Here is a 23576-nt window from a genome sequence, read left to right as displayed (position 1 = left end):
TAAGCATAAGTGCAATTAACAAAAGGTGGGGTTAAGTGAGTAAACACGAACAAATAGATGTTCTCTGTGTCGGTGACGTCGTAACAGACGTATTTATCAAGCTAATGGATGACCTGGAGCATACTTACAAGAACGAAGACGGCAAATGGCTGGCTATACCATTTGGCGTAAAAATTCCATTTGATCACGTCGAAACCCTGCATGCAGTGGGTAATGCTGCCAATGCCGCTGTTTCATTCAGTCGACTTGGCTTAAACGCTGCTTTTGAAACTGAAGTGGGCGGTGACCAGGAAGGGCGCGAAATTGTTCGTACGCTCAGCAAAGAAGGTGTCGACACGCGTTTCGTGCATGTAAATGGCAAAAAACAGAGCAACATTCACTACGTGCTCTGGTTTAAAGAAGAGCGTACCATACTCATAAAACACGAAGAGTACGCCTACCAGTGGCCACACTTTCGTCAGTATGAAATGCCACAATGGGTTTATTTCAGCTCAATCTCTGAGGGTGCGCTTGAATACACCGATGATATTGCCGATTGGCTAGAAGAAAACCCAGAGGTAAAACTTGCCTTTCAGCCGGGCACTTTCCAAATGAAAACTGGCGTGGAACGACTAAGGCGTATATATGCGCGCACGGAAGTTGTTATCATGAACCGTGAAGAAGCAGTGCTTGTCACGGGCGGGGAGTACGACAATGTCCATGATTTACTCGACCGTCTACACGGCTTTGGTTGCAAAATTGCGGTTGTGACCGATGGCCCAGATGGTGCCTATGCCTCTGACGGTGTGAGCCGCTACAAAATGCCGTTGTACCCAGACCCAGCTCCGCCCTACGAGCGAACAGGCGCGGGCGATGCTTACGCTTCTACGCTTGTTGCTGCTTTGGCAAAAGGGCATAATCTTGAAAGTGCACTTCAGTGGGCACCCATTAACTCCATGAGTGTCGTCCAAAAAGCGGGCGCCCAGGCGGGCTTGGTTACGGAGCGAGAGCTGGACGAATGGCTCCGCAAAGCCCCCGACTGGTACCACGTTGAACAGTTCTAGACTAACACGAGCCGCGAGTTACCATTCTTTATGACAGTGCAAATGATTGGTCTATTAACGCCTCTTAACTCTTGTGGCTTTTTACTGTAAACTATGCGTATATGTCGAGGGTACTAGCTCAGCTTTTAGGCGCCAATCAGGTGCCGTTTCGCCAGCAGGTTCAGCAGCTTGAACGGGCTGCTGGTATGCCGAGTGCAGATATTCGTTTGGCTGCGCATATTATGCAAGGGACACGAGAAAAAATCCGTCAACTCGGACTCGACCCGCTGGACACTACCGGACCCGAACTATATACTGCACTGCAAACTCGTCTCAAGCAAGACGAAGCGCGGGTACGCGCCGCGCTCAATGTACGCGCCGATAATGACCCAGTGGATGTGCTACAAAATGTTGCCAGGCAGCTAAACAACCTTGACCACCACAGTGATATGTTTGTCGTAAAGCCAGCCGCTATGAAGCAGTTGCTTAAGAAACTTAAACCCAAAGCAACCATGAAGCGTTTGGGGTATCGCAGCATGGATAGCATGCTAAAACACGAATCTCCTGCACAACTGCTTGCTGCTGCCCGCGCAACAGAATCGGCCGAATGGCATGAAGCACGGCTTGCAGCGTACAAGAAGCTGCAAGTATCTGATTTTGAGGCACGACGCCCGCAGTTTATCGTACCAGTGGCGAAACAGTGGCCAAAGCTTGCCGCGAACTACGCGCAGGTGCACAAAAATCATTTAATTGCCGTGCCAGAAATGGGAGCAGTTATTATTTTGCCGGTCGAGGACGATTTACCTGGGATGGCAATAACCTCTCTGGTACTTTCACTTCATCTACTAAATGACATGCGTGCGCTCAGCGCATACAACAAGTTGCTGCAGGTGCAGCCAAACTTTGGGGAACTGGTACAAAAGGCACTCGCCGAGGAGCCTTTGACTGATGTCGTGCTTGGCGGCAGTAGACTTTCTTGGCAAGCTGTCCACTGGTTTTATGGACACGGTCACGCCAGCTATCACCCGGAGGTGTTTGAGCCACACGTCCAGCCAGAAGACCTAGCCTGGCACAGTGTCGGTGCCGCCCTGGCTAGTCTGCAGTCTGTACTGGGCTTTTGGGAAGAAACTGACATGCTCGGCTTACTTGATAGTACCGGAGAAGCCACCTCTCTTAATGTACTTGATGTAGCGCTTGGGGTATGCAACGGGTTCGGCTATGGTGAGCGGGTGCTCAAAAACATGCGAGAAACACTCGGGCGTGAACTTTTTGCCCGCTACCTGCGCCAGGATAACCTCCAGGACATGCTAGCAGCATCGCTTGGAAAGCAGCTTGCTCCGTCTGTAGAATTTGAGTAGACATTAGCCGTGTGCGGCGAATCGATGCGTTTTTTCCCGGTCTGGTTTACTTTTCGTAATCTTGGTTTATAACTTGCCGAGCGTACCGAAGGTTGTCGGTAATAATGTAGATCCGCTGATCGCCGTGCGATATAAGACCAGTATTAAGCATATGTTTACGAATGAATTTGTCGAGTGGTTTCCAGAACTTTTTGCCGACAAGTATGATGGGTACATGGGGCATTTTGTGCGTTTGCATGAGAGTTATTATTTCAAAAAATTCATCTAGTGTACCGAACCCACCCGGAAAGCAGACAAACGCGTGTGAATAAAATGTCATCATTACCTTGCGCGTGAAAAAAAAGTTAAACGTCATGTGATCTGAAGTATAGGGGTTAATGTGCTGCTCGTGCGGTAGAGTAATATTAAAGCCAATCGAAACAAGCTGTTCGTCGTAAGCACCGCGGTTACTTGCTTCCATTATTCCGCCACCACCTCCCGAAAGAATAGCAAACCCATCTTCTGCGAGATCACCGGCAAGCTCACGAGCCCACTGGTATGATTTGTAGCGGGGGCTTAAGCGGGCAGAGCCAAAAAAAGTCACCCTTTTTGGGTATTTTTTCAGTATTCTAAAGGCAGCTTCAAACTCTTCTTCGCTGCTGCGTAAGTCACGCGTCGATTTTGCGATGGCTTTTTTTTGCTCATCACTCATTTTCCAGACTTTATGTTCGTGTTTGTGTGTATGTGGCATTACCCTTTATTCTACCTGCTTACGCTTCTATTTAAAACAGGCTTGTTCCACTGGAACCCTAGGTTGGTGTAAGCATCACTGTAAACATCTTCAGGCGCTAGATGTTCGACAGCGCCTCTTTAGAACGCTTACGCCGAGTTCGGATTACTGCACACCAGAATATGATCATAGTCATCGCCATTTTGTTTTGGAATGGCTATATGTTGCTTTCTACGACATTGAGGTAGGTCTATCGAGTATACTGGTAGGATGAAAAAGTTTCAGCTTAAGAGTGATTACACGCCACAAGGGGATCAGCCAGAGGCAATTCGGCGGTTGACCGAGGGTTTGCAAGGCGGGGTAAAAGAACAGACATTGCTTGGTGTGACTGGGAGTGGCAAGACGTTTACCATGGCGAACCTGGTGCAAAATGTGCAACGCCCAACTTTGGTACTGAGCCATAACAAAACTCTGGCGGCCCAGCTCTACAATGAGTTTAAACAGTTTTTTCCGGACAACGCTGTTCACTACTTTGTGAGCTATTTTGACTACTATCAGCCAGAAGCATATATTGCCCGTTCTGATACTTTTATCGAAAAAGATAGTGCGATCAACGAAGAAATTGACCGGCTTAGGCATGCTGCCACAGACGCGCTACTGAGCCGCAAAGACGTTCTTATCGTGGCAAGCGTTAGCTGCATATACGGCATCGGTTCGGTAGAAGATTACGACGGTCTTTCGGTCGAAGTTGTAAAGGGTGAACGCCGTGTGCGTGATAAGTTGCTCCGCCAACTGACAGACATACAGTACAAGCGCAACGACATCGATTTTCACAGAGGGACGTTTCGTGTTCGCGGTGACGTGGTAGATGTTTATCCTGCTGGTGAAGAGTGGGCCTATCGTATTGACCTATTTGGCGAAGAAGTTGATAGGATTACCAAAATTGACCCGCTGACGGGTGAAATTATGGCACAGCTAAATAGTTACAAAATTTTTCCTAGTAGTCACTACGTCACCCCACAAGACAAATTGACTGTTGCCCTGGGGTACATTCAGCAGGAGTTGGGCGAGAGATTGGCAGAGTTTAATAAACAAGGCAAACTGCTAGAAGCTCAGCGACTCGAGCAACGCACTCGATTTGATCTGGAGATGCTCGAGGAAACGGGATTCGTTAAAGGTATAGAAAACTACAGTCGTTACCTTACTAACCGTGAGCCGGGTGAGCAGCCAGCGACACTGCTTGACTATTTCCCTGACGATTACTTGCTGTTTGTTGACGAAAGCCACATGACCATACCGCAACTCCGTGGTATGTACAACGGCGACAGAGCGCGTAAGGAAGTTCTCGTAGAGCACGGTTTTCGCTTGCCGAGCGCACTCGATAATCGCCCGCTCAATTTTACGGAATACGAACGTCATGTCAACCAGGTTGTGTATGTCAGTGCAACTCCTGCCCAGTACGAACTCAGCCGCAGCACCGAACCGGTCCAGCAGGTGATTCGCCCAACTGGTCTACTTGATCCGGTCATCGAAGTACGCCAGATTGACGGGCAAATAGATGACCTCCTAGCCGAGGTTCGCGGTACTATTGCTAGTAACGAGCGGGTACTAGTCACAACGCTCACCAAGCGAATGAGCGAAGACCTGACAGAATACCTGAAAGACCTGAACATTAAGGTCGCCTACTTACATAGCGATGTCGACACACTTGACCGTACGGATATTTTGCGCGACCTACGGCTTGGCGTCTACGACGTCTTGGTCGGTATTAACCTCCTGCGTGAGGGGCTTGATTTGCCAGAGGTATCTCTAGTGGCTATTCTCGATGCTGACAAGGAAGGTTTTTTGCGTAGCGAGCAGGCCCTCATCCAGACCGTTGGGCGGGCGGCTCGCCACGAAAAGGGTCGAGTTATTATGTACGCCGACCGTATCACGGATAGCATGCGCCGTACTATTGACGAAACTAATCGTCGCCGCGAAGTACAAGCGAAGTACAACCAGCAGCACGGCATAACACCTACGGGCATTAGTCGTGCTGTCGAAGCTCGCATGAATACCGAACTGCCAGAAGGAGCCAAGCGCGCTAAACTTGACCTCAAAAAGATTCCTAGGGAAGAATACAAAACAGTCATAAAAGACCTCACTGCCCAAATGGATCTTGCCGCCGCCAACCTCCAGTTCGAACAAGCCGCTGAACTTCGCGATCTCATCAATGAGCTGAAATCTATGCTGTAGATACTACAGGGGCAGGCTCGCCCGCCCCGCTTTAAACCACCGGAGTAATCCAGTTGTTTAAAGCGCCCCACCCCTAAAGGCATCTCGCTCGCTTAGCGCTTAAAGGTGTTAGCAGGGTGTTTACGTAAGGCTGGGGTTAAAGAAGCCAGCGGCGCTTCACGGCTCTGCCGACCGAGGGAGCTGACTAGTTCGATATGCGCGTTAGGTTCTAAGCGACTTCCTGTTTGGCCAGTGCTAGATGTGCGAGCTGGCGCTTTAATCGATCGCTTGCTTCGATGTCGGAACGCATTTCGGCTACATGCTTTTGTAACTCAGCTGCGTCATATCGGTGGGTCCAGTTCTGACCCGTGAATCCAGGCTGACCGTTATAGGTACCTGGTGTGTTGAACCGTGTACGACTGTACAACACATCCCAGATGGGAGTGACGACAGTCTCAGCCTCTGAATCCAGTATCGACTTTATCGCATACCGTGCCACTTTACGCAGCATGACCTCGCGCATTGCATCAGTAAGATTTCGGTCATGGACCAGTTCTTCCTCTTTGCAGTAATCTGCTAACTCCCGTATGAAATGTGTCCATGGTTCGGTTGATACGCTACGTTCTTTTTGTGGTTTATTTCGAAGTGCTTTACGGCCGGTTTGGGTAGTATCATAGGCTGGGTCACCGGTCTCCGCAGATTCATAGAGCCGTGCGACCATACCCATCAATGTCTCAGAGTCATGGGTACTACTGAAGGCAGTGCCGTTTTTGCGAAAATTGCGGGGCAAATCCTGAATAGTTTCTTTATCTGTGCCCCATGGTACAAAAGTATAGACAAGCATGTGTGAAAGGTCGTATCTCTTTAGCAGAGCCCTCACCACATAGGTTACGTCACCAACCGCCTCGGCGTACAGGGGTAGTCTCTGCGCTTCACCAAACTCATTATCCAGTTTAAGCCTCTTCAAAAGCTTATTACCAAAACCCTTCCCTCGAGATCCCTCAGTAGCCATTCGGGTACCCGCAGGTATTAGCCAAGGATGCGCAAACCCAACAAAATAATCGAGTCGTGTGTCTCCGCCGGTTAGTTCATGGACATGCTTAAGGCGTTTAATCCACCAGTCAATTAAATCTGGGTTTTCTGTGACATAGGCAGGGTGCCCCCAAATTTGTCCATTAGGCGCTAAGTGGTCAGGCTTTGCGCCGGAGACATGGCGCGCATAACCCTTTTCATCTAGGTCAAATAATTCGCGGTTACCCCAAACATCAGCGCTCTCAAGTCTGACTCCGAAAGGCACATCGCCGCGTATTTTTATGCCGTGCTTTGCCGCCATTTCTTTGTAAGCCAGAGCCTGTTTTGCGGCGTTCCACTGAATGTACTTGATCGTACCGAATACATCTGGATACTGTTTGGCTACTTCTGACACTATACCGTATGAGTAAACGCTTCCCTTCGACCACTCCTGCCACGGCCTACCTTCGTTTTCGGGTAGTCTTTTCAGAACTTTATAAGCAGCATAGCGATCAAGCCAATATGATTGTTTGTCGCACCAGGCTTTAAAATCCTTTACGCGTACGTAATTACCACTATCCTCAAAAGATGTGTAAGCTTCAGTCAGGTAGCCCTTTTTCAGTGTTTGCAGATAAAATTTCTTATAGTCACCCGAGTTTACACATCGCTGATAGTTTTGAACTGTAGTTGCTGGTAAGTCACCAAGTTTAACTAGCTCATTCAGGCTAATGCGATGCCAATTGATCGCGAAGGCAGAATCCGATGCATACGAACAACCAAATTTATCCGGTGGCGAAAAGGGCCCTTCAAACTGTTCACTAAAGCCGGCAGCTTCCATCAGTTCAAGGTACTCTTCTGACTCTGCTCCGTAGGTGCCTTGATAATCGGTGTATACACCATCAAGATTTCGTCCAAATGAGTCGACGCCGAAAGCAATACCAGCGCCACGTAATTCATGTGACGGCCTCTCGTCAGTAACCATCTCAGCTGTTGTTCCCCTCATGCTCGTGCCATCATACAACAATGTTTTCATAGGAGCAATCTGGATGTCTGCTATGAGCGAAGGACAGATTCCGTAATATTACTCAAATCCCGTGAAGTAAAAGACTAGTACGCTTGTTGCTGGGTCTGGCAATCAACCATGCTCGGTTAAGCACCGCAGTCAGTGCTTTCATGCGCAGTTGAACGAGAGCGAAGTCATCAGAGATGGGAAGCTTAAAATACTATTTGCTTAACTACTTAGTTTATTGATTCGATATTACGTGCCTACACACTACCAACATGTAGTGACCTCATCGTTTTTTTTGGCACACGGTAAAAGTGATCAATCAAGTCTTCTTGATGTGATTTAGCACTGCATCCGAGTATAACTACAACTTTATCGTCTGGATTGACCCCTTCAGGCAATGATGCTGATATATCCTTTAATTGTTTAATCGAAAAAAATGTGCGGGGTGCATCGTGTGTAGCGAGCTTCATAGCATAGATTTCGAAGTCTTTTGGAATTGCATTGCGTTCAAGATTAGGCTTATATATATTACCTTGTGCGTTATTTGAAGCACCTAGCTTAATTGCCCTCATTTTTTGTCTTTTAAAGTCGTATTGCCTTCTTTTACTACTCTTTGTACACAGTTTTTCTATGTTTTTAGCAACAGCACTCCGAGCGTCAAGAAAATATATCGTACCTTCGGGACCTGTGTACTTATTTAACGTTCTAGACTTATCTTCCTCGAGCCACGGCAGGTTGGTTTGTATGTCAGAGAAATGCTCTATTATCCCTGAGCTAACATTATCCTCAGTGCTAGGAATAGTTTCAACTGTTGTTGGTTTTCCTCGAGTAGGTTTTGTAGTTGGCTCTGTATTTGTTATTGCACTGTGAGCGAGACTTCTAACTATTTTATCAAACTGGTTTAACTCGGTTCTGATTATATCGCCTATTGATGTAGCAACTTTTGCGCGTGCTTGTATGCGAATTATACTTTGATATTTTTCAACAATCTTTGACTGAATGAAGTGTTCGGGGTTTTTAATGAATTCTGACAGGTAGTTTACTAATTGTTTTGAGGTACGATTTACAGTTGTTCCAGAATTATTATTAACATATTTAAATTTCTTTTTTCCAGTTATTGCTCCAAAAAATTTTGATATTTCCTGATGGTTTTTAAGGATTGTATCTGTAGTTGAATCGACTTGCTGAATGATTTCAGCTATTACTTCAAAATATGCCGCTCGTATTTCAGTCGTATCAATAACAGGTTTGACGTCTTGTTCAGGCAGTTTAGCAATTTCTGTTTTTACATTATTTTCAGATTTTTTTTGTTCACGTATATACAAAATTTCAGCACCATCTCTCGATACCCCAGGGCTTCTTCTTAATTGTGATGGTGTAATAACCGTAAATTTAATGTGGCTAGTATCAATACCCGCAACTTCGCAATTACCAAAAACGAGTTTAGCAAGGTTGCTATTGGCCAACTCACTGTTTCTGGCTTTAGTATATATTCCTTTTAGCGAGTTTGATACTGCTTCAGTGGTATTATCAACATCTGGTAAGGTGGTTTTACTAACCGCCTCTAAAGCCTTAATTAAGTCTGGTACAACGTCTGCTTGGCACCCAAGTCCTGTTATGCTTAAAATTGCTTCCTTGCATGGTGTCGATAGTTCGGGAGTTACGATAACCTGTCGGGGCTCCGTATCTGTGCTGGCAATCATTAAAATATTAGAACATATCGCAGACGACAAGTAAATAGTTACTGCACAGTTAAGACTTGGTATACTAGTAGCTTATGGCGAAGTTGTCTCGTGATGATGTTTTAAAGTTGGCCACGCTCGCGCGGATTTCTTTGTCTGACGAGGAAGTGGACATTTTTACCGAAGAGTTGAGTGCTATCCTTGGATATGTCGACCTTCTTACTAGTGCAGACGTCACTGGCCTTGAGCCGACTAACCAAGTCACCGGACTTACTAACGTCATGCGTAAAGACGAAGTCAAAGATTACGGCTATCTTCCGGAAAAACTTCTCGAAAACGTACCGGCAACTGAAAATAATCAGTTAAAGGTGAGTAGGATGATCGGATGAAAACAATGATCATTCCTTTTTATTCTTACATGTCTAGGCTTCTGCAAAATGACAAAATGACACAGTGTCAAAACCTAATGATCAAGGAGACAGAACTGTGAGCGTCTGGAAGCCAGTAGCTCAGATTGCAGATGATGTTCAGGCTGGGCGGGTGAAGGCGGCCGATCTTGTCGAGCAGTCACTTGCAGCCATAGACAAGCACAAAGAGTACCAGGCTATCATTGTGACTCTGGCAGATTCAGCGCGCTCCCGGGCAAAAGCAATAGATGAAAAAGTGGCAAATGGGGAGAAGGCTGGTCGTCTGGCAGGCGTGCCTTTCATCGCAAAAGATAACTACCTTGTGTTTGGGGCAGAAACAACTGCGGCCAGCAACATACTCAAAGGTTTTACCGCACCGTACCAGGCAACGGTCATTGAACGACTTGAAGCAGAGGGCGCAATATGTGTGGCCAAAGCCAACCTAGACGCTTTTGCACACGGTGCCAGCACCGAAAACTCGGACTTTTTTACGACCAGCAATGCTCGTGACAAACAAAAAGTCGCCGGTGGTTCCTCTGGCGGTTCGGCGGTAGCGGTTGCACTAGAAATGACACCGTTCGCACTCGGTACCGACACCGGAGGATCTACTCGTCAACCAGCCAGCTACAATGGCTGCGTTGGCTATAAACCAACCTATGGTCTCATGTCGCGTTCGGGTATTGTCGCCATGGCAAGTAGTACGGACACGGTTGGTACATTCGCTCGTTCAGTCGAAGACGCTTGTCTTGTAATCGACGTTATGGCGGGAAAAGACGAACTGGACGGTACAACCATAGATCGTAATCCAACTGGATATGTTCTTTCACCGCAGGCTCTTAACCTCTCATCAGCCAAAGTAGGCGTTATCAAAGAATGGATGGGTGAGGGGCTCGATGATGATGTTCGTACGGCAATTGAGACCGCCATCCGAAAACTGCGAGATGCCGGAGCAGATGTACGAGAGGTTAGTGTCCCTTCTTTGCCGTTGGCGCTTGCGGTCTACTACATCATTTGCCCCGCCGAAGTCAGCAGTAATTTGGCTCGTCACGACGGACAACGTTTTGGCCATTTTACCGGGGATGCCAGAGATCTAACTGATAGTTACACCCGGACTCGGCAAATGGGGTTTGGGCGTGAAACTAAGCGGCGCATTATGATCGGCACGTATGTACTGAGCAGTGGCTACTACGATGCGTACTATAAAAAAGCACAAACTGTGCGAACGAAGCTCATCAATGAATTTGACGCGGTTCTGAAAGATGTCGATTTTCTTATTGGTCCTGTTGCGCCAAACACAGCTTTTCAAATCGGCGACAATGTGGACGACCCACTTAAGATGTACCTTGTAGACATGATGACTGTTGGGCCAAGCATGGTTGGCGTGCCGGCAATTAGTATTCCTTGCGCTGTCGGTGATGGGATGCCGGTAGGGCTACAAATAATTGCAGCACAAAAGCATGACCGTGAGTTGTTAGAATTCGCCGCTGCTGCTGAAGGAGTCATACAATGAATAACGTGATGGATTCGAGCTTACTGGCTGTCGGTGCAGGCATTGTAATTGTGCTGCTTGTTGTTGCCGCGGCTGTTATGTCCCGGCGCCGCCACAAACTGAACAAAGGAGATTACGAGCGAAAATGGAAAGATTTACAGCAGCTACTTAAAGATAAAACTACGTGGCCGCTGGCCATTATCGACGCCGATAAAATGCTTGACAAAGCGCTTAAAGACAGCCGCTACAAGGGTAAAACTATGGGCGAGCGCCTTGTGGCTGCTCAGCGCGATATAAAATATAACGATGATGTATGGTTCGGGCATAAGCTACGCAACAAACTCGTTCACGAAAGTGACATAAAACTTCGCGAGCGCGACGTTAAGGACGCTTTACTGGGTATTAAAGCCGCGCTAAAAGATCTGGGAGCGCTATGACGTTAATGATCAAGGAGATAAGATGATCAGCGAGGACGTTCGGCGGCAGTACACCGTAACTATAGGCATTGAGTGCCATGTGCAGCTTAAGACTAAGACAAAGCTGTTCAGCGGTGCAGATAACGACGCACGTGAGGCGGCACCAAACACGCTGGTGAACCACATTGACTTTGGTTTGCCTGGCGCACTGCCTGTCTTAAATGAAAAAGCTGTCGATTTAGCAAGCCGAGCGGCATTTGCTCTAGGTACCAAACCGCAATTGTTTAGTAAATTTGACCGCAAGCATTATTTTTATCCCGACTTGCCCATGGGCTACCAAATTACGCAATTTGACGAACCAATCATACTGGGTGGATATGTCGATGTCACAGTAGAAGGAGAACATAAACGGGTTGGTATAACTAGGGCTCATTTGGAAGCCGATGCCGGTAAGTCAACTCATCCAGCTGGCACCCATTTTAGTTTGGTAGACCTCAACCGTGCCGGCACGCCGCTACTTGAGATTGTCAGTGAACCAGATATGCATAGTGCTGCGGAAGCGAAAGCATATGCCCACGAACTATGGCTCCTAATGCGGTACGCCGATGTCAGCTACGCCAATCTGTACTATGGCAACATGCGCTTTGACGTCAATGTCAGCGTCAGTAAAGACAGTACACTGGGGACTCGTACCGAAACTAAGAATCTCAATAGTTTCCGCAGCATCGAACGGGCAGTTGAATATGAGGTGAACCGGCAAATTGAACTTCTCGAAACAGGCAAAACAATCGTGCAAGAAACACGTGGCTGGGATGATGCAGGACAGAAGACATTCAGCCAGCGTTCAAAAGAAGACGCGCACGACTATCGCTACATGCCCGACCCGGATGTCCCGCCAGTGGTGCTTACAGACGAGTATGTCGCACAAATTGCTGCGCTCATGCCCGATCTGCCCAGCGACTTCCGAAATAAGTTTGCAAACATGGGCTTAGACGAAAACACCATTGAGGATGTTATTGCTGATCCGAAGACAGCCAGGACGGTCGGAGAAATATTTGACGAAGCAGGCCCCGAGCATGCAAAACGGGTTGCTTTTTGGCTGATGCGTCCGCAGTCTGACGACCCAGATAATGTAAGCGAAGTTGAACCGACAGAGGAGAACCATGAATCCCAGGTAAAAAACCTAATAGCACTGAGCCACATGGTCGCAGACAATAAACTGAGCTCTACGGCAGCAAAAGAAGTACTTGATGAGGTTCTTAAGAACGGGGAAAATCCCGAGAAAGTAGCTGAAGCAAAAAATCTACTACAGGAAAGTGACGAGAGCGCGATCAGTGCAATTGTTCAGCAAGTAGTTGCGGCTAATCCTAAAGCGGCAACCGATGTTCAGCGTGGCGAAATGAAAGCAATTGGGTTTCTCGTTGGTCAGGTCATGAAACAATCAAAAGGTAAAGCAAATCCAGCACTTGCGACCGAACTCATAAAAAAACATTTAGGTATATAATAACGTCCACAGAATTGTAACGGAGGGTGAAATGGCACAACCAAAAAAAGTAACTAAGGCTGTTATTGCTGCGGCTGGGTTCGGCACGCGCTTTTTGCCGCAAACGAAGGCCATGCCTAAGGAAATGCTGCCACTTATCGACAAGCCCATTATTCAATATGCCGTAGAGGACTTGGTTTCAGCAGGCATCAAGGACATCATTATTGTTGGCAGCAGTAGCAAGCGAGCCATAGAAGATCACTTCGATGTGCCAAATGAAGATTTGTTAGTAAATATCCGCGCTGGTGGACCTAAAAAAGCCCACTTCATTACGGAAATGGAAGACCTTGCCAACATGGCCAACTTTATATATATACGCCAAAAAGGTCCGTATGGTAACGCAACTCCTATAGCCAATGCCGCTCATCTTATAGGCAACGAACCGTTTATATTTGTTTATGCCGATGACCTTGTCGTGTCTGAACCAAACACGTTCACCCAAATGATTGAGCTCTACAATGAACTCGGTGGAAGCATTGCCACCTGTATGCGGGTGAGTACCGACAAAGAGTTCGAGCGCTACGGCATACTTGCCGGTGAGGAGAAGCGCGATGGTGTGCTAGAAATGAGTGCTATGGTTGAAAAACCTGGTCGCGCCGCTGCTCCGTCCAACTACGCACACGTCAGCAGCTACCTATTTGACCCCGCAGTTTTAAACTACATAGATAGCGGTTTGGCAAACTTGCCCAAGGGCGAGGAGTTTTATGTCGCGACCAGCTTGGTAGACCCAATGCTCAAAGATGGCCATAAGTTCTTTGGCTGTCTCATGCAAAATAGCCGCCGCTATGACACCGGTGATAAACTCGAATATCTAATGACTGTCGTTGCATTTGGCTTACGGCACAAAGACCTTGGCCCGGCATTTCGCGCTCATCTGGAGGAGCTGCTCAAAGAATCTTAAAGCAAGCAAATTGTATATTTTGTCGCAGAAGTGGTATTATACATATATGGATGCATTTGAAATACTAGTAATTATTCTCAGCGTTTTCTTGGCAATTTTCCTCGGTATTGCTATTGCCACAGTCGTTATAACGTTTAGGCTTGTAAAGTCGTTGCGTGAAGTGGCCACAAAAGGTGGCGCGCTGGTCGATAGAGTCGAGGAGATCGGTCAAACTTTTGTCAAAAATGCTGGCGCGGTGGGGCTCCTGAAAATGCTAATCAAATTTATTGTGAAGGCGAAAAAAAAATAAGGAGGGTTTCATGTTTGCAGCTAAAAAAGGTGACGAAGGTGAAAGTACAGCTAAAAAAATCGCAATCGGTGCTGCGCTAAGTGCCGTCGCAGGGTACGTCGCAGGAATTTTAACCGCTCCAAAGAGTGGCAAAGAAACCCGAGAGGACATAAAAGACAAAGCATCGGAAACTTACACTGCAGCCGAAAAAGAACTAAAAAAGCTGCATACCGAACTTGGTGACGTCATCGCAGAAGCTGGTAATAAGTTCAGCGAGTTACGGGGTAAAAGCAAAAAATCTTTGGACGACGCAGTCACGAAAGGCCAGAAAGCAAAAGACAAGGCTCGTGAAATGCTTTCAAGCCTACATGACGGCGAAGCCGAAGACAAAGACCTCAAAAAAGCCATAGCCGAAGCTACCAAAGCTGTCGAAAACCTCCGCACCTACCTCAAGAAATAATAATCGGCACGTGTTATTCAGGGTCGACTCCTGATCTGTTGGCCAGTGCCATTCTTACTAGTCTCGCGCCGAGTAGGTTCTGTTGTAAAAGTGAAACTGACGGTGAGCCAGTGCTTACGTTATAATTTGGAGTAAAGTTGGAGTAAACGTTGCTGTTGTCTAGATCGCAGCGGAGAGATCGTCTAAGATAGATGTCTCGGCTCCGCTCGAAATGACAAGGGGAGAGCTAGTGTCGGAGGGATTAAGTCTTGCCGTGAAGAATAATACGGAAACAGTTGCGGCTGATTTTGTGCATTTGCATAACCATACGCAGTATAGTTTGCTCGACGGGCTAACAAAAATTCCGGAGCTGGTGAGTTTTGTTAAAGAGCAGGGTATGAGTGCGGTTGGCATGACCGACCACGGTACGCTTAGCGGCACCATTGAGTTCTATAAGGAGTGCATTGCCCAGGAAATCAAGCCCATTATTGGTATAGAAACCTACGTTGCTGCGCGAAAGCACACCGACAAAGAGCCGGGCAAGGACAAAAACCGCTATCACCTTGTGTTACTTGCTATGAATGAAACCGGTTACCAAAACCTTATGCGGCTGTCTACTATTGCCAACCTTGACGGGTTTTACTATTTTCCGCGTATCGATCATGATTTGCTAGAGCAGTACAATGAGGGGCTTATAGCAACGAGTGCATGCCTGGGCGGGGAAATAGGTGGTGCCCTCAAAAACGATGATTACGCTGCTGCCAAAGAGATCGCCGCGTGGTACAAAAAAGTCTTCGGTGACAGATATTATCTTGAGGTTCAAGATCATGGCCACTCCGAAGCGCCGAGTCACAGCGTCGAACAAAAACGGGTTAATGACGGCGTGTTTAAACTTGCCAAAGAACTCAACATTTCTGTGGTTCTGACATGTGACGCTCACTATCTTAAACACACAGACCAGGCTGCTCACGAAATTTTGCTCTGCGTCGGCACGGGTGCCTTTCTGGCAGACGAAAAGCGCATGTCACTTAAGGACTATGACCTGCACGTTATACCGCCAGACCAGCTTGTTAAGCGCTGGGGTGTTGACCATCCCGAAGTCATTTCAAACACAAAAGTGATTGCTGAGCGTTGCCATGTCAACATTGACCTTGGGAAAATCCTTATTCCAAAGTTTCCCGTGCCAAGTGGTGAGACAGAAAAAACGTATCTCGATAAACTTGCGTTTCGAGGCATGGCTTGGCGGTACGGCGGCATACCGGAACTTGACGCCGAAAAAATGTCGGTGGCAGAAGCGCAAAAGCACCTGCCTGTAGCAGTCATTGACCGAGCTAATTACGAGCTGGGAATTATCGAAAAAATGGGATTCGACGGCTACTTTCTCATTATTCAAGATTTTATCAACTGGGGCAAAAAACAGGGAATTGTGTTTGGGCCAGGTCGGGGCAGCGCAGCTGGTTCAATCATTTCCTACGCACTAAAAATAACTGAGCTAGACCCGTTGGCGTATGATCTCCTGTTTGAAAGATTTTTGAACCCTGATCGCGTTTCCATGCCGGACGTCGACATAGACATACAGGACACTCGCCGCGACGAGGTTATTCAATACTGCGTCGAAAAGTACGGTAAAAATCGGGTGGCAAATATTGTGACATTTGGACGGATGTTTGCTCGCAACGCTGTGCGTGATGTGGCGCGAGTGTTGCAAGTGCCGTACGGGGACGCAGATCGTCTTGCTAAGATGATCCCGCAGCCCGTACAGGGCAGGCATATACCGCTAGCTACTTCTATCATCGACGATGTTGACCTTAAGCGCGAGTATCAGACAAATGAAACGAGCAAAACTGTCATAGATTACGCTATCACGCTTGAAAGCACAGTTCGTAGCCACGGTGTTCATGCCGCTGGTGTCGTCATTGCGCCCGATGATATCGTCAAATTTGTTCCTCTAGAAATGGCGCAAAAGGGTGTTATCTCGACGCAGTATCCGATGGGGCCAATAGAAGAGCTAGGGCTACTCAAAATGGATTTTCTTGGACTCAGTAACTTAACAATCATTAAAAATGCACTTCGTATTACCAAAAAAGTATACGGGGTTGATATCGACATCAACACAATTCCTCTCGACGACACAAAAACCTACGAGCTGTTAAGCCGGGGCGATACCACCGGCGTTTTCCAACTGGAATCTGCTGGCATGAAGCGGTACTTAAAAGAGCTACAACCAACCAAGTTTGAAGACATAATCTCTATGGTTGCTCTGTATCGACCGGGTCCGATGCAGTGGATAGAAGATTTTATTGCCCGCAAACACGGTAAAAAACGGATTACGTACGTTCATCCTGCCATGAAATCTGCTCTCGAAAGCACCTACGGCGTTATTGTTATGCAAGAACAAGTCATGCAGATTAGTAAGGATATGTGTGGTTTTACCGGTGGTCAGGCCGACACACTCCGCAAAGCAATTGGCAAAAAAAATCCGCAGATGATGGCCAAAATGAAGGCCGAATTTATCGAGGGTGCGGTTACGACGGTTGGAGCAGAGCGTGGACTTATGGAAGCCTTCTGGAAACAGTTAGAAGATTTTGCCGCGTATTGTTTCAATAAATCTCACGCGGCGTGCTATGGGCTGATTGCATACCAAACGGCCTACCTAAAAGCACATTATCCCGCCGCCTATATGGCTGCGCTCATGACCAGTGATTTTGATGACACCGACCGGCTCGCCATAGAAATTGCCGAATGTAAAAAAATGGGTCTTGCGGTGCTACCACCAGATGTAAATGAGTCTTTTGGCGAGTTTGCGGTCGTAAAAGAAAAACATGCTATTCGCTTTGGTATGAATGCAATAAAAAATGTGGGCACCAGCGCGGTCGAAGAAATAGTGCGCGCCCGTGAGGCGGGTCCATTTAGTAGCATCGAAGATTTTGTGTCAGCTGTGAACCTGCGGACGGTTAACCGAAAAGCACTGGAAAGTCTTGCGCGGTCAGGTGCATTTGATTTGTTTTTTGACCGTTCCACGCTACTGCATAATTTAGACCTCATCCTTGCATTTGGCCAGCGCCTGCAAAAGGAAAAGGCAAGTGGTCAGACTGACTTATTTGGTAGTCTAGCCAACGATGTCATTACTGCCAAACCTACCCTTAAGTTGGAAGCACCAGAGCTAAAACACACTCAGCGAGACATGCTACTGTGGGAACGAGAGCTACTCGGTCTGTACCTGAGCCAGCAACCACTCCAGGCTTTTAGTGCGCTTCTTGCAGAGCAAACAACACCACTCAATATTTTAAAGCCCGAACATGATGGTCGAGCCGTTGTCGTCGGTGGCAGCATTGCTGAAGCACGGGAAATAACGACAAAAAATGGCCAAAAAATGGCGTTCGTAAAAGTTCAGGACGAATTTGGCGAGATTGAAGCCGTTCTTTTTCCGTCGGCCTATCAACAAACCGTCGGCCTGTGGGAAAGAGACAGGGTGGTGCTCATTCGTGGCAAAATAAGCATTAAAGGGCGAGATGGTCAGCCCGGTGACGAGGTAAAAATTATGGTTGACGATGCACGTGAAATCACACACGAACAAGCAGTTGCTTACCAAACAACTGGGCGCAAAGCTCGGCTCCCAAAACCGTCAAAGGCTGCAAAAAAAACTGTACATAAGGCGAGAACCGCTGCAGCCGAGTCTTCATCTAAACCCCCAAGGCTGTATATCCGTCTAAAAAACAGTGACGATACGGCGTTACTATCACGGCTAAAGGCTATAGTTGATCGCACTGTCGGTGAACATGAAGTCGTGCTTGTGCTTGGCCCCGATAGTGGGAAGCAGGCAGTCAAGTTACCGGCTCAAATTCAAGCAAACGAAGCAATTATTGCGGATTTGTCCGAGCTCGTTGGTGCCGATAATGTAAAGCTGCAGTAGCGGCTGCCGAGTTTTGTTTTTTGGTAACTGGCAAGTTTAGCGGATGGTTCCGGATGTTTGTAGCAGTATAAACCCAAGTGTAGCCACGGCAACAAATAAAATGTCGAGCTGTTGGTGATGCAGAAGGAATTTCTCACCTTTTACGATGACTTTGTGCCAAGCAAAACTATGCCTGAGTAAAAACGCAAGCAGCGCAACTGAAGCAAGCATGCTGACCGCAAATTGGCTCCACGCGACATTGCTGGCAGAAAGCACTTCAACCCGACTGACGCTTGAAGGTGCTATTGAATCTGCCGATTTGGCAACAATGTCTGAGTCGCCCTGCTTTGTTGCGGGCGCGGCTACGGCTTGTGGCGTTGGTTCTGGCGTGGGTGTTTCTTCCGTCGATGGCACTGCTGGGCTGGCTGGTTCTGTCCCACCACCTGAACTGCCCGATGCAGGGTTGGCGGGTGTAGGCTTTGGCGCTGGCGCAGGTACGGCAGGTGCCGCAGGTGCCGGTGAAACTGGTGCAACTGGAGCTGTCCCGCCCGCTGGCAAAGCGTACATGGCTACAACCACTGTTTGCGGCCCGCTGCCAACATAATTTGGTGAGTTTGCTATCCCAAACCCGACCTCACTAAATGACGTATTTAAGATGTTTGCCCGATGCCCGGGGCTATTCATCCATCCCGTAATGGTTTCTGATGCAGCTGTGAAGCCGTAGGCAAGGTTTTCGCCGGCCGTTTGGTATCCATAACCTACTGCGGTAATGAACGTCCAAGGTGCCTGACCGTCGGGGGTATTGTGTGACCAGTAATCGCGCGTCACCATGTCGTTGGCTTTATTTTGAGCGGCTTGGTTAAGGGTGCCGCTGAGGGCCAGGCTGCCTAAACTATGGGCAGTACGTTCAGCATTCGTACCGCTCAGTAACCCGTAGGCGCTCATGTCTGTTGCATAACCGAGAACATTTCGACCAGATACCGACAACCAGTTGTTGCAGACAAGCCCGAGCATCATTATGATGGCAATCGGTATGTACGGCCAGTAAGGCTGTCGGTAGCGGCTGCTCCGGCTATGGTGTTGTGCCGTGCGTTTTCGGTGGGCAACGCTTGGTCGATGCGGTTTTGTTTTGGTTAGTGTCATGTGTATTGTTTAGTAAGCGCTAGTAGTATAGCACGTTTACTGGCTTACTGCAAAACGGGCTTGATAGAGAGCAATCGCTGCGGCTTGTACAACATTAAGTGATTCTTTTTGACCTAAATTCGGAATTTGTACGGCGTATTCGCACAGTTTTAGCAGTGAGGGATCGATGCCTTCTACCTCACGACCAAGTAAAATTGCTATCTTATCCGAAGGCATCCAAGACAAAATTGACGTGCTTTCTGCTGTCTGCTCGAGTGCTACGACAGAGTAACCAGCGCGGCGCAGCTTGGATATAGTAAATGTCACGCTGGTGCTGTGCTTCCAGCGCACAAATGTCTCCGCGCCCAGCGCTGTTTTGTGTATCTGTGATGTGAGCTTAGCGCTAATATGCGGCAAGCGCTCGTCGTGTTCGTGCTTGGGGTACGGTGTGTAGCCCGTGAGGTAGACTTCGTCTACTCCCAAGCAGTCCGCAGTCCTGAGTAGACTGCCAACATTGTGGGTGCTGCGTATATCATGGACAATCAAGACAATTTTACGCTGTACCTGTTTTTCGTGCTTCATTCTCTTCTCATCATACTCCATTAACCACGGGCTTTCTTCTCATAGCACAAGCAGCTATAATAGATAGCAAGATGAGTGGGGATTTTTCAACAAATACCGATAACGAAGACGTGCGCCGCGAAGAAGAGCGCTCAACGTTGCGCCGCGCCGAAGTGCTGCACGTGGGGTACGTGGACACATCACAGCAGGTTGAAAAACCGCTTTTTAAAGATATTCTTACCATTGAGCAGATGAAACAGTATCGCATTATCCCTGTTCAGGCCGATCGTAGCAATATACATTTTGGTATCACAACGACGACATCACAGCAAACCATGAATGCCGTCATCAGTCATTTTTCTGACCAAAAAGTTGTCTTTAGTTTAATTTCTGAGGCGGGCTTCAGAGACTATATGAGTCTATATGACCCACCGAAACAGGTTGTGTATCAGGACATAGCCATAAAAAACGAAGGCAGCGCGCAGCTTGTGGCCGAAGTTTCAGACATGTTGCAACAGGTACGAGCAGACGACATGCTGGCATATTTAGTCTCGCAAGCCCATCGTCTTAACGCCAGTGACATACATCTTGAAACCCAGGTAAATGACGCCCGCATACGGCTACGCATAGACGGTGTTCTACACCTTGTGGCCCGCCTTGAGCCAGATAAGTACCGTGTGTTGATTGGGGCCATCGCCAGTGCGGGTAATGTCAGTACCAGCGCCGACTACGCGCAGCAAGGACACATAGCGCAAAAAGTCAAAATGGCAGACCAAACAGAAGTGGACGTCAACGTGCGGCTTGAAACTGTGCCAACCATACATGGCATGGATGTTGTTATGCGCTTGTTCAACATGGAAAGGGCAATGTATAGCCTCGACCGGCTGGGATTGCTCCCTGACCATCGTCGAGTGGTCGATGAAATTATAAATAAACCGAGCGGACTTGTCCTAGTTGTCGGGCCGACCGGCTCTGGTAAGACAACAACGCTCTACTCAATGCTAAATAGTCTTGCATCTGATGAACGAAAAATTATTACCGTGGAAGACCCGGTTGAGTACCAATTTGAAGGTATTACCCAAATCCCGGTCAAGACAAACGAAAGTGGTAACGACGGCTCATTCGCCGATAAACTTCGCGCCATCTTGCGACTCGATCCCGATATTGTCATGGTTGGCGAGATTCGTGATAACGACACTGCAAAAACCGCACTTCAAGCGAGCCTGACCGGCCACCTCGTGCTCGCAACGTTCCATGCTTCATCGGCCTCCGCTGCACTGACTCGTCTCGGTGATATCATTGGCTCAAACCCATTATTTGTTTCGGCTATTCGTTTGGTTATGGCTCAGCGGCTTATTCGCAAGCTAGACGACAGCACAAAGCAGCCTTATAGTCCGAGCCCATTAGAGCTACAAAACATACAGAAAGTCCTTGATACCATGCCCTACAACGTGGAGCGACCAAGTCTGCAAGGGCTTATGTTGTACAAACCAACCCCCACTGCTGATAACCCGTACGGCTTTAAGGGTCAGATTGCTGTTCGCGAACAATTTATCATGACTGGCGAAATCCGCCAGCTGCTTGAAACTCATGACCATGCCTTATATGCCCAGGAAATTGAAGACGCCGCTGTAAAAAGTGGCATGCGGACAATGTTGCAAGACGCCATACTCCAAGTCGTAGCAGGCACTACCACCCTAGACGAAGTTTACCGCGTCGTCGGGTAGATGTTTCTTGCTCGACACGTCCCCACAACGATAAGTTGAGATAAATGTTGCTTTCAGGGGTAGAATAGGTTACAATTTTACGGATATGGAATACATCAAAGAGCTTGAAGCATCCTTCAAGAAGGGCGCAGTGGTAGACGTGCGCTCTGGAGACACCGTCAAAGTCCACCAAAAAATCAAAGAAGGCACCAAAGAACGTGTCCAGATCTTTCAAGGTCTTGTCATCAGGTGCGACCGTCGTGAAAGCCACACAAGCCGTATAACCGTTCGGCGTATTGCTAGTGGTATTGGGGTTGAAAAGAGCTTTTTGCTACACAGCCCACTCGTGCTAAAGATAGAAGTTACAAAGCGGAGCAAGGTGCGCCGTAATAACCTTAGCTACATGCGTAGTCTAACTGGTAAATCTGCTCGACTGACTGGCGTCGATTTTGACCGTCAAGCAGTGAACGACATTCGTGACCTTGAAGCAGAAAAAGTAGAAGCAGAAGCAAAAGAAGCAGCTGCGCGCGAGGCTGAGGCCAAGGCAGCAGAAAAAGCAGCCGAAGAAGCCGAGTTGGCAAAGAAGCAGGCTGAAGTCGAAGCTGCCCATAAAGCCGCAGAAACCGAAACCAAGTAACATCTCTGTCCGATAACGAAAACTCCCGGGTAAAACCGGGAGTTCTTTTGTAAGTCGCGTATACTAGTGTTTATGCTCAGTTTTGCTGTTTCGGTAATCGTACCGCTCGTCGTGTATGTAACTGCAGAGAAGTTACTTGGTTCTCATCCTCGGGAGCGTTGGTTGTTGCTAGTTGCGTGCGGGTTATTTTTTGTGTCGTATTTTGTTAAATCACCACTTGTACATGGTGAACAAACGCAGTACATGACCCACTTCATCGGTGGTGGCCTTTTTACGGGCTTTCTCTGGGTTTATATTTTGCGAACTCAACTGCGACGCATAAGCCCAGCTGCGGAACTGGCAACATTATTTGCACTCGTTTGTACGCTGGGCGTGGCAAATGAGCTGTTTGAGGTCGTACTTTTTTGGTTGGGTCTGATGCCCGCCGGAATAACTGACACGTCATGGGATTTAGTCGCAAATACAACTGGTGCCCTCGTATTTTATATATTCTATAAAGGTATCTCATGGTTACGGTCGGACTCGACGAAGTAGGGCGGGGCTGTTGGGCTGGACCATTGGTAGCTGCGGCGGTGGCGATGAATGACCAGCAGGACATAGTCACAGGCCTACGTGACAGTAAGAAATTAAGCAAAAAGCAGCGGGAGCGGCTTGATAGCGATATCCGTTCCCAGGTTAAGGCCTACGGTGTTGGCTGGGTTGCCCCAAGTGAAATAGACTCACTCGGGCTAACACAATCGGTTCAACTTGCCATGCTCCGCGCTATGAATGAACTTAATAAAACCTGCCCCGAGTACGACGAAATCATCATAGACGGCAACTACAACTTTCTCGCAAATTGTGAAAGGTTAGACCTCGCACATAACCCGCAAGGAGTAAGAAATAGCAAAAATGATGTACGAGGTCTAACCTATCACAACGTAAGGACAATGGTTGGGGCAGATGACAAGGTGCCGGCGGTGAGCGCGGCTAGCATTATTGCAAAAGTTGCGCGTGACACATACATGTGCGAGCTGGCAATAAAATACCCAGAATACCTATTCGAAAAACATGTTGGTTACGGTACAGCCGCACATGCAGCCGCTCTCAAGAAACATGGCGTCACGGACGAACATAGGACATCTTTTGCACCCATTAGAGCATTGATACCCCGTAGCCTGGAGCAGTGAACATTCATTTTTCAACCCAGC

General features: G+C 47.9%; 20 protein-coding genes. 15 read left to right on the top strand and 5 right to left on the bottom strand.

Going from position 1 to position 23576, the window contains the following annotated elements; all coding sequences use genetic code 11:
* Positions 1-35: 35 nt before the first annotated feature.
* Entirely contained in the window at positions 36-1043 is a 1008-nt protein-coding gene (locus IPL85_05460; GenBank protein ID QQS19685.1) for a carbohydrate kinase family protein, read from the top strand.
* 101 nt (positions 1044-1144) lie between these two features.
* Positions 1145-2380: a hypothetical protein gene (locus IPL85_05455; protein QQS19684.1), complete on the top strand. Its 1236-nt coding sequence runs from the start codon at positions 1145-1147 to the stop codon at positions 2378-2380.
* A gap of 46 nt (positions 2381-2426) precedes the next feature.
* On the opposite strand, the gene IPL85_05450 is transcribed toward IPL85_05455, so the two are convergent.
* On the bottom strand, positions 2427-3110 hold the full coding sequence (locus IPL85_05450; protein ID QQS19683.1) for a TIGR00730 family Rossman fold protein: 684 nt from the start codon (positions 3108-3110) through the stop codon (positions 2427-2429).
* A 249-nt stretch (positions 3111-3359) separates the two neighbouring features.
* On the opposite strand from IPL85_05450, the gene uvrB reads away from it, so the two are divergent.
* Entirely contained in the window at positions 3360-5324 is a 1965-nt protein-coding gene (gene uvrB, locus IPL85_05445) for an excinuclease ABC subunit UvrB (GenBank protein ID QQS19682.1), read from the top strand.
* 208 nt (positions 5325-5532) lie between these two features.
* Here the strand turns inward: uvrB and IPL85_05440 are convergent, their stop codons facing one another.
* Positions 5533-7317 (bottom strand): 4-alpha-glucanotransferase, encoded by a 1785-nt coding sequence (locus tag IPL85_05440; protein ID QQS19681.1) that lies wholly within the window; start codon positions 7315-7317, stop codon positions 5533-5535.
* A 263-nt stretch (positions 7318-7580) separates the two neighbouring features.
* On the bottom strand, positions 7581-9026 hold the full coding sequence (locus IPL85_05435) for a hypothetical protein (protein ID QQS19680.1): 1446 nt from the start codon (positions 9024-9026) through the stop codon (positions 7581-7583).
* 74 nt (positions 9027-9100) lie between these two features.
* Between IPL85_05435 and gatC the strand changes: the two genes are divergently transcribed.
* From gatC to dnaE, 8 genes are all read left to right on the top strand, one after another.
* Positions 9101-9394, top strand: coding sequence for an Asp-tRNA(Asn)/Glu-tRNA(Gln) amidotransferase subunit GatC (gene gatC / locus IPL85_05430; protein QQS19679.1), 294 nt, complete (start codon positions 9101-9103; stop codon positions 9392-9394).
* Between the two features lie 124 nt (positions 9395-9518).
* Positions 9519-10922 (top strand): Asp-tRNA(Asn)/Glu-tRNA(Gln) amidotransferase subunit GatA, encoded by a 1404-nt coding sequence (gatA, locus tag IPL85_05425; protein QQS20447.1) that lies wholly within the window; start codon positions 9519-9521, stop codon positions 10920-10922.
* Positions 10919-11338 carry a hypothetical protein gene (locus IPL85_05420; protein QQS19678.1) on the top strand — a complete coding sequence of 140 codons (420 nt, stop codon included), beginning with the start codon at positions 10919-10921 and terminating at the stop codon, positions 11336-11338. Before gatA ends, IPL85_05420 begins: the two co-directional genes overlap by 4 nt.
* Before the next feature lie 22 nt (positions 11339-11360).
* The gene (gene gatB / locus IPL85_05415; protein ID QQS19677.1) at positions 11361-12821 is read left to right on the top strand and encodes an Asp-tRNA(Asn)/Glu-tRNA(Gln) amidotransferase subunit GatB; all 1461 of its coding nucleotides are present in this window, start codon (positions 11361-11363) and stop codon (positions 12819-12821) included.
* Positions 12822-12852: 31 nt separating this feature from the next.
* A complete protein-coding gene (locus IPL85_05410) occupies positions 12853-13761 on the top strand; it encodes a UTP--glucose-1-phosphate uridylyltransferase (protein ID QQS19676.1) in 909 nt (302 codons plus the stop codon).
* A 46-nt stretch (positions 13762-13807) separates the two neighbouring features.
* The gene (locus tag IPL85_05405) at positions 13808-14050 is read left to right on the top strand and encodes a hypothetical protein (protein ID QQS19675.1); all 243 of its coding nucleotides are present in this window, start codon (positions 13808-13810) and stop codon (positions 14048-14050) included.
* Between the two features lie 10 nt (positions 14051-14060).
* On the top strand, positions 14061-14489 hold the full coding sequence (locus IPL85_05400) for a YtxH domain-containing protein (protein ID QQS19674.1): 429 nt from the start codon (positions 14061-14063) through the stop codon (positions 14487-14489).
* Positions 14490-14742: 253 nt separating this feature from the next.
* On the top strand, positions 14743-18381 hold the full coding sequence (dnaE, locus tag IPL85_05395; GenBank protein QQS19673.1) for a DNA polymerase III subunit alpha: 3639 nt from the start codon (positions 14743-14745) through the stop codon (positions 18379-18381).
* 36 nt (positions 18382-18417) lie between these two features.
* Here dnaE and IPL85_05390 read toward each other — a convergent pair whose 3' ends face one another.
* Both IPL85_05390 and IPL85_05385 read right to left on the bottom strand, forming a co-directional pair.
* Positions 18418-19503 (bottom strand): CAP domain-containing protein, encoded by a 1086-nt coding sequence (locus IPL85_05390; protein QQS19672.1) that lies wholly within the window; start codon positions 19501-19503, stop codon positions 18418-18420.
* A gap of 36 nt (positions 19504-19539) precedes the next feature.
* Positions 19540-20064: a TrmH family RNA methyltransferase gene (locus tag IPL85_05385; protein QQS19671.1), complete on the bottom strand. Its 525-nt coding sequence runs from the start codon at positions 20062-20064 to the stop codon at positions 19540-19542.
* Positions 20065-20135: 71 nt separating this feature from the next.
* Between IPL85_05385 and tadA the strand changes: the two genes are divergently transcribed.
* The 4 genes from tadA to IPL85_05365 all read left to right on the top strand — a co-directional run bounded on the left by tadA (position 20136) and on the right by IPL85_05365 (position 23555).
* A complete protein-coding gene (gene tadA / locus IPL85_05380; GenBank protein ID QQS19670.1) occupies positions 20136-21770 on the top strand; it encodes a Flp pilus assembly complex ATPase component TadA in 1635 nt (544 codons plus the stop codon).
* Between the two features lie 85 nt (positions 21771-21855).
* The gene (rplS, locus tag IPL85_05375; protein QQS19669.1) at positions 21856-22386 is read left to right on the top strand and encodes a 50S ribosomal protein L19; all 531 of its coding nucleotides are present in this window, start codon (positions 21856-21858) and stop codon (positions 22384-22386) included.
* Positions 22387-22458: 72 nt separating this feature from the next.
* Positions 22459-22920, top strand: a complete 462-nt coding sequence (locus IPL85_05370) for a hypothetical protein (GenBank protein QQS19668.1) — start codon at positions 22459-22461, stop codon at positions 22918-22920.
* The gene (locus IPL85_05365; protein ID QQS19667.1) at positions 22893-23555 is read left to right on the top strand and encodes a ribonuclease HII; all 663 of its coding nucleotides are present in this window, start codon (positions 22893-22895) and stop codon (positions 23553-23555) included. Before IPL85_05370 ends, IPL85_05365 begins: the two co-directional genes overlap by 28 nt.
* Positions 23556-23576: the final 21 nt, after the last annotated feature.

It is taken from the genome of Candidatus Saccharibacteria bacterium (assembly GCA_016699955.1).
In the GTDB taxonomy this organism is placed as follows: domain Bacteria; phylum Patescibacteriota; class Saccharimonadia; order Saccharimonadales; family UBA4665; genus JAGXIT01.
The sequence above is the reverse complement of the archived record's forward strand: the minus strand, read 5'-3'. Positions and strand labels throughout refer to the sequence as shown.